Annotated in this window: 14 protein-coding genes; 9 read left to right on the top strand and 5 right to left on the bottom strand. The window is 73.2% G+C overall.

Annotated elements, in window-relative coordinates; translation table 11 throughout:
- Positions 1–15: 15 nt before the first annotated feature.
- Positions 16–597 (bottom strand): ATP-binding protein, encoded by a 582-nt coding sequence (locus ACFV9J_RS35765; RefSeq protein WP_385361643.1) that lies wholly within the window; start codon positions 595–597, stop codon positions 16–18.
- A 259-nt stretch (positions 598–856) separates the two neighbouring features.
- Between ACFV9J_RS35765 and ACFV9J_RS35760 the strand changes: the two genes are divergently transcribed.
- Positions 857–1,612, top strand: coding sequence for a HipA family kinase (locus ACFV9J_RS35760; protein ID WP_385361641.1), 756 nt, complete (start codon positions 857–859; stop codon positions 1,610–1,612).
- A complete protein-coding gene (locus ACFV9J_RS35755; protein ID WP_385361639.1) occupies positions 1,609–1,992 on the top strand; it encodes a DUF3037 domain-containing protein in 384 nt (127 codons plus the stop codon). The genes ACFV9J_RS35760 and ACFV9J_RS35755 overlap by 4 nt, the downstream gene beginning before the upstream one ends.
- 60 nt (positions 1,993–2,052) lie before the next feature.
- Here ACFV9J_RS35755 and ACFV9J_RS35750 read toward each other — a convergent pair whose 3' ends face one another.
- Entirely contained in the window at positions 2,053–2,850 is a 798-nt protein-coding gene (locus ACFV9J_RS35750) for a hypothetical protein (protein WP_385361637.1), read from the bottom strand.
- Positions 2,851–3,116: 266 nt separating this feature from the next.
- Here ACFV9J_RS35750 and fabG point away from each other — a divergent pair, with 266 nt between their 5' ends.
- The 5 genes from fabG (at position 3,117) to ACFV9J_RS35725 (ending at position 7,933) form a co-directional block, all read left to right on the top strand.
- Positions 3,117–3,878, top strand: a complete 762-nt coding sequence (fabG, locus tag ACFV9J_RS35745) for a 3-oxoacyl-ACP reductase FabG (RefSeq protein ID WP_385361635.1) — start codon at positions 3,117–3,119, stop codon at positions 3,876–3,878.
- A gap of 43 nt (positions 3,879–3,921) precedes the next feature.
- Positions 3,922–4,683: an SDR family oxidoreductase gene (locus tag ACFV9J_RS35740; RefSeq protein ID WP_385361633.1), complete on the top strand. Its 762-nt coding sequence runs from the start codon at positions 3,922–3,924 to the stop codon at positions 4,681–4,683.
- Positions 4,684–4,891: 208 nt separating this feature from the next.
- The gene (locus ACFV9J_RS35735) at positions 4,892–6,478 is read left to right on the top strand and encodes an ABC transporter substrate-binding protein (RefSeq protein WP_385361632.1); all 1,587 of its coding nucleotides are present in this window, start codon (positions 4,892–4,894) and stop codon (positions 6,476–6,478) included.
- Positions 6,479–6,551: 73 nt separating this feature from the next.
- Positions 6,552–7,235 (top strand): uracil-DNA glycosylase, encoded by a 684-nt coding sequence (ung, locus tag ACFV9J_RS35730; RefSeq protein ID WP_385361630.1) that lies wholly within the window; start codon positions 6,552–6,554, stop codon positions 7,233–7,235.
- Positions 7,236–7,378: 143 nt separating this feature from the next.
- On the top strand, positions 7,379–7,933 hold the full coding sequence (locus tag ACFV9J_RS35725) for a hypothetical protein (protein ID WP_385361629.1): 555 nt from the start codon (positions 7,379–7,381) through the stop codon (positions 7,931–7,933).
- Between the two features lie 58 nt (positions 7,934–7,991).
- Here the strand turns inward: ACFV9J_RS35725 and ACFV9J_RS35720 are convergent, their stop codons facing one another.
- Complete coding sequence (locus tag ACFV9J_RS35720) at positions 7,992–8,495, bottom strand: hypothetical protein (protein ID WP_385361627.1); 504 nt, start codon at positions 8,493–8,495, stop codon at positions 7,992–7,994.
- A gap of 103 nt (positions 8,496–8,598) precedes the next feature.
- Positions 8,599–9,111 (bottom strand): DinB family protein, encoded by a 513-nt coding sequence (locus ACFV9J_RS35715; protein WP_385361625.1) that lies wholly within the window; start codon positions 9,109–9,111, stop codon positions 8,599–8,601.
- A 260-nt stretch (positions 9,112–9,371) separates the two neighbouring features.
- Here ACFV9J_RS35715 and ACFV9J_RS35710 point away from each other — a divergent pair, with 260 nt between their 5' ends.
- Positions 9,372–10,277: a Gfo/Idh/MocA family protein gene (locus ACFV9J_RS35710; RefSeq protein WP_385361623.1), complete on the top strand. Its 906-nt coding sequence runs from the start codon at positions 9,372–9,374 to the stop codon at positions 10,275–10,277.
- Here the strand turns inward: ACFV9J_RS35710 and lnt are convergent.
- Positions 10,201–11,775, bottom strand: a complete 1,575-nt coding sequence (gene lnt / locus ACFV9J_RS35705; RefSeq protein WP_385361621.1) for an apolipoprotein N-acyltransferase — start codon at positions 11,773–11,775, stop codon at positions 10,201–10,203. The two genes, ACFV9J_RS35710 and lnt, sit on opposite strands and share 77 nt — an antisense overlap.
- Before the next feature lie 163 nt (positions 11,776–11,938).
- On the opposite strand from lnt, the gene ACFV9J_RS35700 reads away from it, so the two are divergent.
- Entirely contained in the window at positions 11,939–12,679 is a 741-nt protein-coding gene (locus tag ACFV9J_RS35700; RefSeq protein WP_385361619.1) for an SDR family NAD(P)-dependent oxidoreductase, read from the top strand.
- Positions 12,680–12,744 lie beyond the last annotated feature (65 nt).

Below are 12,744 nucleotides of genomic sequence, written 5' to 3'. Positions count from 1 at the left end.
TCGGCCCGTACGGCCCTAGGCGAACGGGACGTTCTCCTGCCCCATCCTCAGCACGTGGCTTCCCGCCCGGGCAAGGGCGGCCCCCGCAGGCTCCACGACCCAGCGCGTGCTCCCCAGGCCTTCCACGTCCGACGGACGGCCCGGGAACGCCCCGGCGGGCAGCGTGACGACGGCCCAGCAGCGGGGGCCCGCCGGGGTGTGCTCGGTGCCGTGCGCCGCGCAGTGGGCGCCGACGAGCGCGAGGGCCCAGCCGTCCTCGCCGTGGGGGTCGGGAGGCTCGGCCCGCACGCGGGCCGAGGGCGGGGCGCCGTCGAGCAGTTCGAGCACGTCGACGATGAGCTGGTCGCCCTCCACGTCGACGCCCACCGCGAGCCGCCCGGCCGGCCCCCCGGCGGCCCGCCGTACCGCGCGGACGAGCAGCTCGCCGCAGACCACGGTGAGCGACCAGGCGGAGTCCTCGTCCAGGCCGAGGCCCCAGCCGAGCAGCGTCGTACGGACACGGCGGCGGCCCTCGGGGACGGCCGCGGGCACGGCGGGAAGGAGGAAGGACGCCGTCCGCGACGCCGCGGTACACGGATCGAAGACCGAGATGGCCAAGGCAGGCTCCTGGTGCGAAGAGCGGCGGGAAAGGGCACGCGCCGAGGCGCGGCCGGCCGATGACGGCAACCTAGGGACCGCGGCCACCGCGCGTACATACGGGCCCGGGCGCTACGGATACGTAAGAAAAGCCTTCCGCAGGACGTGGGCCCGGGCCGGTCTCGCCGACGGTCACCCGCGGTCACTATGCTCACTGCAGGTCCGGGGGAAGTCTCCCCGCGGGGACGGGCAGGGCTGAAGAGACGGGTGGCCGGCACAAGTGTTGAGAGAAGTCCTCGCGACCCGCTACATCGCGCCGTTGCGTGAGGGCGGCTCGCTGCCGGGACTGGTCGAGGCCGACGACCTCGGCACGTACGTCCTGAAGTTCACCGGCGCGGGGCAGGGCCGCAAGACGCTCGTCGCCGAGGTGGTCTGCGGCGAACTCGCCCGCAGGCTGGGCTTCCGGGTGCCCGCCCTGGTGACCGTCGACGTCGACCCGGTGCTCGGGCTCGGCGAGCCCGACCAGCAGGTGCAGGAGCTGCTCAAGTCCAGCGGCGGCACCAACCTGGGCATGGGCTTCCTCTCCGGCGCGCTCGGCTTCGACCCGCTCGCCTTCGAGGTGAGCGCGGCGGAGGCCGGACGGATCGTCTGGTTCGACGCGCTGGTCAACAACGTCGACCGCTCCTGGCGCAACCCCAACCTGCTGCGCCTGCGCGGCGAGACCTGGCTCATCGACCACGGCGCCACCATGATCTGGCACCACAACTGGCCCGGCGCCGAGGCATCCGCCGCCCGCCCCTACGACGCCGCCGACCACGCCCTCGCGCGCTTCGCGCCGGACGTCCGCTCGGCCGCCGCCGCGCTCGCACCGCTGGTCACCGAGGAACTCCTCGCCGAGGTCACCGCCGAGATCCCGGACGTCTGGCTGCGGGGCGAACCCGGCTTCGCCACGCCCGACGACCTGCGCCGCGCCTACGCCGGGCCGCTGCTCGCCCGGGCCGCCACGATCCACGAACGCGTCAAGGGGGTGCGGTGAGCGACCGCCACGTCTTCGAGTACGCGCTGCTGCGCGTCGTGCCGCGCGTCGAGCGCGGGGAGTGCGTCAACGCCGGCGTACTCGTCTACTGCCGTGCCAAGTCCTACGTCGGTGCCCGCACCCACCTCGACGAGGACCGGCTGCTGGCCCTGGATCCGCGGGTGGACCTGCCCGGGGTGCGCGCGGCGCTGCGTGCCGTGGAGGGCGTGTGCGCCGGAGGGGACGCGGCCGGCCAGGCGGCCGGGGACGATCCCGGCCGCCGGTTCCGCTGGCTGATCGCGCCCCGTTCGACCATCGTCCAGCCGGGCCCCGTCCACACCGGCCTCACGGCCGACCCGGCGGCCGAGACGGAACGGCTTCTCGAACTGCTGGTGCGGTAGGGCGGGGCCCGCCCGGACGATCGGCGCGCGCTGCCCGGCGCTCGCTGCCCGGGCCGTGCGTCAGACGCGTCGGCGGCGCCTGATCACATAGCCCGTCGCGAGCGCGGCGGCGGTGACGAAGCTCAGGCCGATGCCGATGTCCCAGTCGCTGGGACCGGTGCCCGAGGCGCCGCCGAGGCCGCCCTGTGTGCCGAGCGTCGGCGTCACGGCGGGGGAGGCCACGGGCGCCGGTGTGGTGACGACCGGGGCCGGGGCCGTGGTGGCCGGGCGCGGCATGGAGGTGGCGGAGATGGTCGGGAACTGGTCCCGGCCCGGACGGGCCGCGCCGCCCGCGCCGTCGTCCGGCTCCCGGACCTCACGGATCCCGCCCTGGTCGAACGGACCCTGGCCGGCGGAGTGCGCCTGCCCGGGCCGGTCCTGGTCGGGCCGGTCCTGGTCGGGGCGGCCCTCGTCGAGGCGGCCCTCGTCCGGCCGGCTCTGGCCCGCCCCGCCCCCGTCGGAGCCGTTGTCGTCCGGTCGGACCTGACCCGGTCCGCTTCCGTCGGGCAGACCACCGTCGGGCAGACCTCCGTCGAGGCGCCCGTCGTCGGCTCCGCCCGAATCGAGCCGGCCGTCGTCGGTCCGGCCCTCGTCCAGTGGGGCCTCGGCGGACGGGTCTTCGTACTCCGAGTCCGGGCACAGCGGGTCCGGGCTGCCCGGGTCCTCCTCCAGCCCGATCGGTACCGCTTCCTGGTAGGTGAAGCTCCGGCAGTCCGGCTCCAGGCTCGCGGTGAGGTCCTGGGCGGGTGCGGGGTCGGCCAGCGGCACGATCGCGGCGATCGCGACTGCTATGCCTGCTGCACCGGTTCGACGGCGCATGGACGCCTCCTTTCCGGCCACGGGTGGCTCGCGCTTCGACGCTAGGGGCCGGGCGGCCGGGCGGCCCGCAGCGCTGGGCCGATCGGGCGACCGAGGGGGAACGGCGCGGGGCGGGGACCAGGTAATGGATCACACCGGCCCGGTGTCCCGTTGACACCGGGTGCCAGGGCTTCTAGCGTCACGTCTGCGGAAGGTACTAAGCGGTCGCTCACCGCAGGGCGCACGCTCCGCACGGGCCGCATCCCCAGGACGAGGAGAAGCAGCGAATGTCCACCACCGAGCAGCGGGTCGCCGTAGTCACCGGAGCCGCGCGCGGCATCGGCGCCGCCACCGCCATACGACTGGCCGCCGAGGGCCGCGCCGTCGCCGTCATCGACCTCGACGAGGCCGCCTGCAAGGACACCGTGGAGAAGATCACCGCGGCCGGCGGCAAGGCGATCGCGGTCGGCTGCGACGTCTCCGACGAGGCGCAGGTCGAGGCGGCCGTCGCGCGCATCGCCGAGGAGCTGGGCGCGCCGACGATCCTCGTCAACAACGCGGGCGTACTGCGCGACAACCTCCTGTTCAAGATGAGCGTCTCCGACTGGGACACCGTCATGAACGTGCACCTGCGCGGCGCCTTCCTGATGACGAAGGCCTGCCAGAAGCACATGGTGGACGCCAAGTTCGGCCGGGTCGTCAACCTGTCCTCCTCCTCCGCCCTCGGCAACCGCGGCCAGGTCAACTACTCCGCCGCCAAGGCCGGTCTCCAGGGCTTCACCAAGACCCTCGCCAAGGAGCTGGGCAAGTTCGGCGTCACCGCCAACGCCGTCGCCCCCGGCTTCATCGCCACCGAGATGACGAAGGCCACCGCCGACCGCGTCGGCATGGGCTTCGACGACTTCAAGGCCGCCGCCGCCACCCAGATCCCGGTCGCGCGCGTGGGCGAGCCCGACGACATCGCCAACGCCATCGCCTTCTTCACCGGCGAGGGGGCCGGCTTCGTCTCCGGCCAGGTCCTGTACGTGGCCGGCGGACCGCTCGACTAGGGAAGACGGAACACGGAGACCAGGAACGGTTGGGAACACTGACATGACTGAACTGCCCGAGCCCTCCGGCAAGGTCGCGCTCGTCACCGGCGCGAGCCGCGGCATCGGCTACGGCGTCGCCGAGGCGCTCGTCGCGCGCGGCGACCGGGTCTGCATCACCGGCCGCAACGAGGACGCGCTGAAGGAGGCCGTCGACCGGCTCGGCCCCGACCGGGTCATCGGCGTCGCCGGCAAGGCGCACGACGAGGCCCACCAGGCCGTCGCCGTCGAGCGCGTGATGGAGGCCTTCGGCCGCGTCGACTTCCTGGTCAACAACGCCGGTACCAACCCGGTGTTCGGCCCGATCGCCGACCTCGACCTGAACGTGGCGCGCAAGGTCTTCGAGACCAACGTGATCTCGGCCCTCGGCTTCGCCCAGCGCACCTGGCACGCCTGGCAGAAGGACAACGGCGGCGCGATCGTCAACATCGCCTCCGTCGCCGGTCTTTCGCCCTCGCCCTTCATCGCCGCGTACGGCGTGAGCAAGGCCGCGCTGATCAACCTCACGGCGCAGCTGGCGCACGAGTTCGCACCCGGGGTGCGGGTCAACGCGATCGCCCCGGCGGTCGTGAAGACCAAGTTCGCCGCCGCCCTGTACGAGGGGCGTGAGGAGGAGGCCGCCTCGGGCTACCCGCTGGGCCGGCTCGGCGTGCCCTCCGACATCGGGGGCGCCGCCGAGTTCCTCACCTCGGAGCAGTCCGCCTGGGTCACGGGTCAGACGCTCGTCGTCGACGGCGGCATCTTCCTGAACGCCGGCGTGGCCTGATCTCGCCCACGAGGACCCCTCAAGATCGCTCCCGGACACGGGCGCCGTTGACGAAAACGGCGCCCGTGTCCGCGTATCGGAACCCGGCGCACGATGACAACGTAGTCATCGTCAAATGATCAAAAGCCCTGTTCAGAAGGGGGTTCAGGGGGCGTGGCGCTGCGGTATGGTCTGCCGACCTTGGTACGGCGGATCGAGGAGCGTGCGCGTGTTCAACCGGAAGCGGGGCCTGCGGCGGGTCGCGGCCATCGTGTCCATATCGTCACTGGTCACCGGATGCGGCATCCTGTCATCCGACGGTCCGGAGGACGAGGAGCCGATCGTCGTCGGGACGACCAGCGCCCCCAGCACCCTCGATCCGGCAGCTTCCTGGGACGGCTCGTGGGAGCTGTTCCGGAACATCTACCAGACGCTGCTCAGTTACCCGAGCGGTGCCACCGCGCCGCAGCCCGACGCCGCCGAGCAGTGCGCGTTCACCGACACCACGAACCGGGTGTACCGCTGCGAGCTGCGCGAGGGCCTGACCTTCTCCAACGGCGACCCCCTCGACGCCCAGGCCGTCAAGCACTCGATCGACCGGATCAAGGACATCGACGTCAACGGTGGACCGGCCGGCCTGCTCGGCAGCCTCGAACGGGTCCAGGCGCCCAGCGAACGCGAGGTCGTCTTCCACCTCAACAAGCCCGACGCCACCTTCCCGTTCGTGCTCGCCACGCCCGCCATGTCGATCGTCGCCCCCGGCGACTACCCCGCGGACGCCCTGCGGGAAGGCAGCGGCGTCGTGGGCTCGGGCCCGTACACGCTCAAGTCCTACGAGGACGGCGAGCGGGCCGAACTGGTGCGCAACGACCGCTACAAGGGCTTCGCCGAACGGCAGAACAAGGCCGTGACCATCCGCTACTTCAAGGACTCCGCCGGCATGGTGAAGGCGCTGCGCGACGGAGACATCCAGGTGACCTACCGAGGCCTCGCGGCCGACGACGTCATCACACTCCAGGGCAAGGAGGGCAAGGAGGAGGGCCTCCAACTGGTCGAGGGCACCGGTACGGAGATCAGCTACCTCGTCTTCAACCCCGAGGACCCGTGGGCGGGGCGCAAGGAAGTGCGCCAGGCCGTCGCGCAGGTGATCGACCGGACGATGATCGCCCACAAGATCTACCAGGACACCGTGGATCCGCTGTACTCGATGGTCCCCAAGGGCCTCACCGGCCACACCACGGGCTTCTTCGACGACTACGGCGACCCCAGCGTCCCCAAGGCCCGCGAGATCCTCCGGGACGCCGACATCACCGAGCCGGTCCCGCTCACCCTCTGGTACACCACCGACCGCTACGGCTCCGAGACGGCCAAGGAGTTCGAGGAGATCAAGCGGCAGCTCGACGCCTCCGGGCTGTTCGACGTCACCCTCAAGAGCCGTCCCTGGAAGACGTACGTCACCGGATACCAGAAGGGCGAGTACCCGGTGTTCGGACGTGGCTGGTCCCCGGACTTCCCGGACGCGGAGAACTTCATCGCGCCCTTCGTCGGGGAGCAGAACGCGCTCGGCACGCCGTACCTCGCCCCGAAGATCACCGGCGACCTGCTGCCGCGCTCCCGCCGGGAGAGCGACCGCGCCAACGTGGAGCGGGAGTTCGAGCAGGCGCAGCAGATCATGGTGAACGACGCGCGGCTGCTGCCGCTGTGGCAGGGCAAGCAGTACGTGGCCGCCAGCACGGACATCTCGGGCGCGGAGCAGGCCCTGGACCCGTCGACGATCATGATGATGTGGCAGCTCCAGCGGAAGACGAGCTGGTAGCCGCGCCCGTTGTCAGTGGTCGGCGGTAGGTTCTTGGGCAGTGGAAGCCACCGCACAGCGTAAGGAAGTTGACGTGACCGACATCGCCATGCTGCCCGAATCCTGGCGCGAGGTGCTGGGCGGCGAGCTGCAGCAGCCCTACTTCAAGGAGCTGATGGAGTTCGTCGAAGAGGAGCGGGCGAACGGCCCCGTCTACCCGCCGCGCGAGGAGGTCTTCGCCGCGCTGGACGCCACACCGTTCGACCGGGTGAAGGTGCTGGTCCTCGGCCAGGACCCGTACCACGGCGAGGGCCAGGGGCACGGGCTGTGCTTCTCGGTCCGGCCGGGGGTGAAGGTCCCGCCGTCCCTGCGGAACATCTACAAGGAGATGCACGCGGAGCTGGACACCCCGATCCCGGACAACGGCTGTCTGATGCCGTGGGCGAAGCAGGGCGTCCTGCTGCTCAACGCGGTGCTCACGGTCCGGGCCGGCGAGGCGAACTCGCACAAGTCCCGCGGCTGGGAGCTGTTCACCGACGCGGTGATCCGCGCGGTGGCCGCCCGGACCGACCCCGCGGTGTTCGTGCTGTGGGGCAACTACGCGCAGAAGAAGCTGCCGCTGATCGACGAGGCGCGGCACGTCGTGGTCAAGGGGGCGCACCCCTCGCCGCTGTCCGCGAAGAAGTTCTTCGGCTCCCGCCCCTTCACGCAGATCGACGAGGCCCTCGCCGGGCAGGGCCACGAGCCGATCGACTGGGCCATTCCGAACCTGGGCTGAGCCGGGCCCGACGCTCGGGCCGGTCCGCCACCGGCCGGCCCGCGCACACCCCGGTGCCGCCTGACCGGGAAACCGGGCGCGTGCGGTTAGCGTCGTCGGGACATCCGACGAGGGCGACATCCGACGAGGGCACGGAGGACGCGGTGGCGAAGGGACAGGAGCAGGCGGCGGCGCCGGATGCCGTGCTGACGCGGATCGGTCAGGTCGCCATGCTGCATCACGCGGGCGACCGCGAGGAAGCCCGGCACCGCTTCCTCGCCCTGTGGGCGGAGATCGGCGAGCACGGCGACGCCCTGCACCGCTGCACGCTGGCCCACTACCTGGCCGACACCCAGGACGACCCGCAGGAGGAACTGGCCTGGGACCTGCGGGCGTTGTCGGCCGCCGAGGAACTGACGGGGGACCTGCCCGCCGACCGGCGCGAGGGCACGCCCGCCGCCCGCGCCCTCTACCCCTCGCTCCACCTGAACCTGGCCGCCGACTACGACCGGCTCGGTCACCGCGAGGCGGCCCGGCTGCACCTGGGGCACGCCCGTGCCGCCGCCGAGACCCTCGCCCCCGGGCGCTACGGAGAGGGCGTACGCGCCTCGATCGACCGGCTGGAGCTGCGCCTGGACGGTACCGGCAGGGGCGCCGACGGGCCCGGCCGCCCCGACGGTCCCCAGGGACGGGGCCGACCGCCGCGGCAGCGGCCCTAGGTCCGGCCCGGTCCGGCCGGTCACCCTGGCCCGGCCGGTCACCCTGGCGCGGCCGGGTTCAGCGGCCGTACGCGTGCTCGCAGATGCGGGCCTCGGGGCTGCCCGGCCGCCAGCCGCCGTACTGCTTGCCGAGGGAGCACACGTCCGCCTTCCCGCCGGTGCCCTCGCCGGACCCGCCGGGCGGTTCGGGCACCCGGGGCCGGTGGGTCGCGGGCGCACGGGTGTGCTCAGGAGCCGCCGGAGCGGCGGGCCGCTGTTCGGTGGCACCGGCCGGGAGCCGGTGCCGCGCGGCCGGGGGCGCCGGGGCCTTCGTGCGGCGGGGTTCCGCGGTGGCGCGCTCCGGGGTCGGGGAGGGGCCGATCATCTCCAGCGCCTCCCGGGCCGGGGCCTGCACCACTCGCGGCTCGGCCGGGCCGTCCGGGCGTGGCGCGGACGAGCGGGCGCCGGCCGCGGACGGGTCGGCCGCGGCCGGGCCCCGGACCGTCGTACAGCCGGTCAGGGCCGAGACAGCCACGGTCACGAGAAGCGTTGCGGTGGTCGTCGTTCGATGCACCCGCGCCACTCTGCTGGTTCGGGCGTCACGACCGGCGCCGGACAAGCGCGGGTTGCCCCGCACGGGTGATCTCCGGCCCCGTACGGAGTCCGGTGGGTGACCCGGGGTGACGTCAGTCGCCCGTGGCGCCGTCCAGGCGTTCGCGGATCAGGTCCGCGTGCCCGTTGTGACGGGCGTACTCCTCGATCATGTGGGTGTGGATCCAGCGCAGGGTGTAGCGCTCGCCGGTGCGCAGGTGCTTGCCCCGGGTCGGTTCGTCCAGGGGGGCGCCGGTCGCGTTGCGGCGGGCCGCCTCGATCTCGGCCTGCCAGGTGGCGCGGGCCTCGGCGAAGGTGTCCGCCTCGGTGAGCCGGAACTCGCCCTCCGGATCGTCGTCGGAGTAGTAGATCGGGCCCGCGTCCTCCGCCGCCAGCACCCTGCGGTACCAGCTGCGCTCCACCTCGGCCATGTGCCGGACGAGTCCCATCAGGGACAGCGTCGACGGTGCGACGGCGGCCGTCCGCAACTGCTCGTCGGTGAGTCCCTCGCACTTCCAGGCGAGGGTCCGCCGGTGGTATTCGAGCCAGCCCTCCAGCATGGTGCGTTCGTCGGCGTCGACGGGGGGTTCGTGGCGTTCGGTCGTCATGGCGGCATCCTCGCTCAGAACGGCGGGGTCCCACCAGGAGTTTTCAGCCGTCCGGCCGCCCGCCCAGCATGCCCGCGAGGAGCTCCCGCAGCCCCGGCCGCACCTCCTTGGGGCCCGGCACCTCGCCCTGTCCAAGGCCGGTCCGGCCCTGTTCCCGCGCGGCTTCGACGGCATCGCCGACATGCGGCCCCCGCAGCCCCCGTATGCTTCCCGGCGGACCCAGGTCGGCGAGCACAACGAGCGTCAGAGGAGCACATCCCGTGAAGGTCGGCTGCATCGGACTCGGCGACATCGCGCAGAAGGCCTACCTGCCGGTGCTCGCCGCCCTCCCCGGGATCGAACTGCACCTGCAGACCCGCACCCCCGCCACCCTCACCCGGGTCGCGGACAAGCTGCGCATCCCGCCGGCGCAGTGCCACGCCGACCTCGACGCGCTCCTCGCCCGGGGCCTGGACGCCGCCTTCGTGCACGCGCCGACGGCCGCCCACCCCGAGATCGTGACCCGGCTGCTGGAGGCGGGCGTACCCACCTACGTGGACAAGCCCCTCGCCTACGAACTGGCCGACTCCGAGCGCCTGGTGACCCTCGCCGAGGAGCGCGGCACCAGTCTCGCCGTCGGCTTCAACCGGCGCCACGCGCCCGGGTACGCGCAGTGCGCCGAGCACCCGCGCGAGCTGATCCTCATGCAGAAGAACCGCACCGGACTGCCCGAGGACCCGCGCGCGATGATCCTCGACGACTTCATCCACGTCGTCGACACGCTGAGGTTCCTGGTGCCCGGACCGGTCGACGACGTGACCGTGCGCGCCCGTGCCGAGGACGGCCTGCTCCACCACGTCGTGCTCCAGCTCGCCGGGGACGGCTTCACCGCGCTCGGCGTGATGAACCGGCTCAGCGGCTCGGCCGAGGAGATCCTGGAGGTCTCGGGCCAGGACACCAAGCGTCAGGTGGTCAACCTCGCCGAGGTGATCGACCACAAGGGCCAGCCCACGGTGCGGCGGCGCGGCGACTGGGTCCCCGTGGCCCGGCAGCGCGGCATCGAGCAGGCGGTGCTCGCCTTCCTGGACGCGGTGCGCTCGGGCGAGGTGCTCAGTGCCCGGGACGCGCTGGCGACCCATGAGCTGTGCGAGCGGGTGGTCCGGGCCGTGCTGGACGGTTCCGCCTGAGCCGCACCGTCCGTACGCCCTCGGCGGCGCCCCAGGCCGCGAGGGTCGCCAGCGCCCCGTACACCGTCCAGTCGCCGTAGCGGACGTACGGCGTGGTGCCGTGGGCGACGGGGACCTCGTACACCCGTGAGGCGCTCGCGTCGGTGCCGAGCCAGGAGCCGATCCGGGCGCCGTTCGCGTCGTAGACGGCGGAGACCCCGGTCAGTGTCGCGTGCACCATCGGCCGGCCGGTCTCGGCGGCGCGCAGCGCGGCGAGCGAGGCGTGCTGCTCGGGTGCCCAGGTGTGCTGGAAGGTCGAGGTCGAGGACTGGGCGACCAGCACCTCCGCGCCGTCGGCGACGAGACTGCGGCTCATGTCGGGGAACGCGCTCTCGAAGCAGACCATCGGCCCGATCCGCAGGCCGTCGCCGACGTCCATCACCACCTGCTCGGTGCCCTGCCTGCGGTCCTCGCCGGCCGCCTTGCCCACGGAGGTGGCCCAGCCGAGCACCGAACGGAACGGCACGTACTCGCCGAAGGGGACGAGCCGCATCTTGTCGTACCGGTCGCCGGTCGGACCCTCGGGGCCGACGAGCACCGAGCTCTTGTAGATGCCGGGTTTGTCGGAGCGCCGCGCGTCCACGTTGACCAGGATGTCCGCGCCGGTCTCCCGGGACAGCGCGGCCAGCCGCCGGGCGAGGTCCGGCCGGTCGTCCAGGTCGAAGCCGACGCTGCTCTCGCCCCAGACGATCAGGTCGAGGTTCCGGCCCGCCAGCCGCCGGGTCAGCTCCTCCTCGCGGTCGAACCGCCGGTCGGCGCTGTCCGCCCCGGCGACGATGCCCGGCTGCACCACGGCGATCGCGGCCCGCTCGTCGGTGTCGGGGCGCGGTGACCAGACCCAGGCCGCCGAGGTGGCCGCGGCCGTGGCGACGAGCCCGGCCAGGGCCGGTACCCTCGCCCGGCGCACGGCGACGAGGACGGCGAGGGCCGTGTTGACGGCGACCACCAGGAAGCTGAGCAGCCACACGCCGCCCACCGAGGCGAGCCGCAGCGCGGGGGCGACCTGCCACTGACTGGCGCCGAGCATCCCCCAGGGGCCGCCCAGTCCCTGCCAGGAGCGGACCAGCTCCGCCAGCAGCCAGCCCGACGGCAGTACGACGAGCGCCGCCGCGACCCGGCCGGAGGAGGGCGTCCCGCCCAGGGTCCGGTGCACCAGCCAGCCCCACGGGACCCACAGCGCGCCGAGCAGCGCGGCGATGACGAACGTGAACACGTGCAGGTTCGGCAGCAGCCAGTGGTGCATGGCCAGCACGAACCCGAACCCGCCGCACCACCCGTCGTACGCCGCCCGCTTCCCGCCCGGCGCGGTACGGGCCAGCAGGATCCAGGGGACCAGCGCGAACCAGGCCCACCACCACAGGGCCGGGCCCGGGAAGGCCAGCACGGGCAGGGCGCCGGCGAGCACGGCGAGGCCCGAGCGTCGCCAGCGGGAGGCGAGCCAGCGGTCGAGCGTCTTCATGGACTCCTCCCTACAGCTGATCCCTACCCGGTGATCCGTACAGTGTGCGCTCGCGACGAGGGCGAATTCAGTTGATCACACCGAAGCCTGTCCGGCGCGTGAGGCCTCGCCTAGGATGATCGATGATCGATCAAAACGATCGATCAAAACGTGGAGGTACCTCATGACACGGCCCATCACGGTGGTCACCGGCGGCAGCCGGGGGATCGGAGCGGCGACCTGTCTGCGCCTCGCGGCGGACGGCCACGACGTCGTCGTGGGCTACGCGCGCGACTCGACGGCCGCCGAGGCGGTCGTGGCAGGGGTGCGCGACGCGGGCGGCCGTGGAGTCGCGGTGCGCGCGGACACGTCCGTCGAGGCCGACGTCGAGCGGCTCTTCGACGTGGCCGAGGCGCGGCTGGGCCCGGTGACGGGGCTGGTGAACAACGCGGCCGTGACCGGCCCGCTGGGACGGCTCGCCGACAGTGACACCGCGGACCTGCGCCGGGTCCTCGACGTCAACCTGCTGGGCGTGCTGCTGTGCGCCCGGCGGGCGGCGCGGCTGATGACGCCGCGGGGGAGCGGTGCGATCGTGAACGTGTCGTCGGGCGCCGCGACCCTCGGCAGCCCGGGGGAGTACGTCCACTACGCGGCGAGCAAGGCCGGGGTCGACGCGGTGACCCTGGGCCTGGCCAAGGAACTCGGCCCGGACGGTATCCGGGTCAACGCCGTCGCGCCCGGGGTGATCGACACCGAGATGCACGCGGCGGCGGGGGACGCCGGCCGGGCGGCCCGGATGGGGGCGGCGGTGCCGATGGGACGTGCGGGCCGGGCGGAGGAGATCGCCGCGGCGATCTCCTGGCTGCTGTCGCCCGACGCGTCGTACACGACGGGGACGGTGCTCCGGGTGGCGGGCGGACGCTGACCGGGGTCCGGGGGCGTCCGGGGGCGTCCGGGGACGGGCCGGGCCGCGCACCGGGGCGGCCCCGC

This window comes from Streptomyces sp. NPDC059906 (genome assembly GCF_042730645.1).
In the GTDB taxonomy this organism is placed as follows: Bacteria; Actinomycetota; Actinomycetes; order Streptomycetales; family Streptomycetaceae; genus Streptomyces; species Streptomyces rubrogriseus.
The sequence above is the reverse complement of the archived record's forward strand: the minus strand, read 5'-3'. Positions and strand labels throughout refer to the sequence as shown.

Bases quoted from the DNA above. Each gene is read 5' to 3' on its own strand.
- ACFV9J_RS35700 (WP_385361619.1), top strand. From the start codon at position 11,939: ATGACACGGCCCATCACGGTGGTCACCGGCGGCAGCCGGGGGATCGGA.
- ACFV9J_RS35740 (WP_385361633.1), top strand. From the start codon at position 3,922: ATGACTGAACTGCCCGAGCCCTCCGGCAAGGTCGCGCTCGTCACCGGC.
- ACFV9J_RS35750 (WP_385361637.1), bottom strand. From the start codon at position 2,850: ATGCGCCGTCGAACCGGTGCAGCAGGCATAGCAGTCGCGATCGCCGCG.
- fabG (WP_385361635.1), top strand. From the start codon at position 3,117: ATGTCCACCACCGAGCAGCGGGTCGCCGTAGTCACCGGAGCCGCGCGC.
- ACFV9J_RS35715 (WP_385361625.1), bottom strand. From the start codon at position 9,111: ATGACGACCGAACGCCACGAACCCCCCGTCGACGCCGACGAACGCACC.
- lnt (WP_385361621.1), bottom strand. From the start codon at position 11,775: ATGAAGACGCTCGACCGCTGGCTCGCCTCCCGCTGGCGACGCTCGGGC.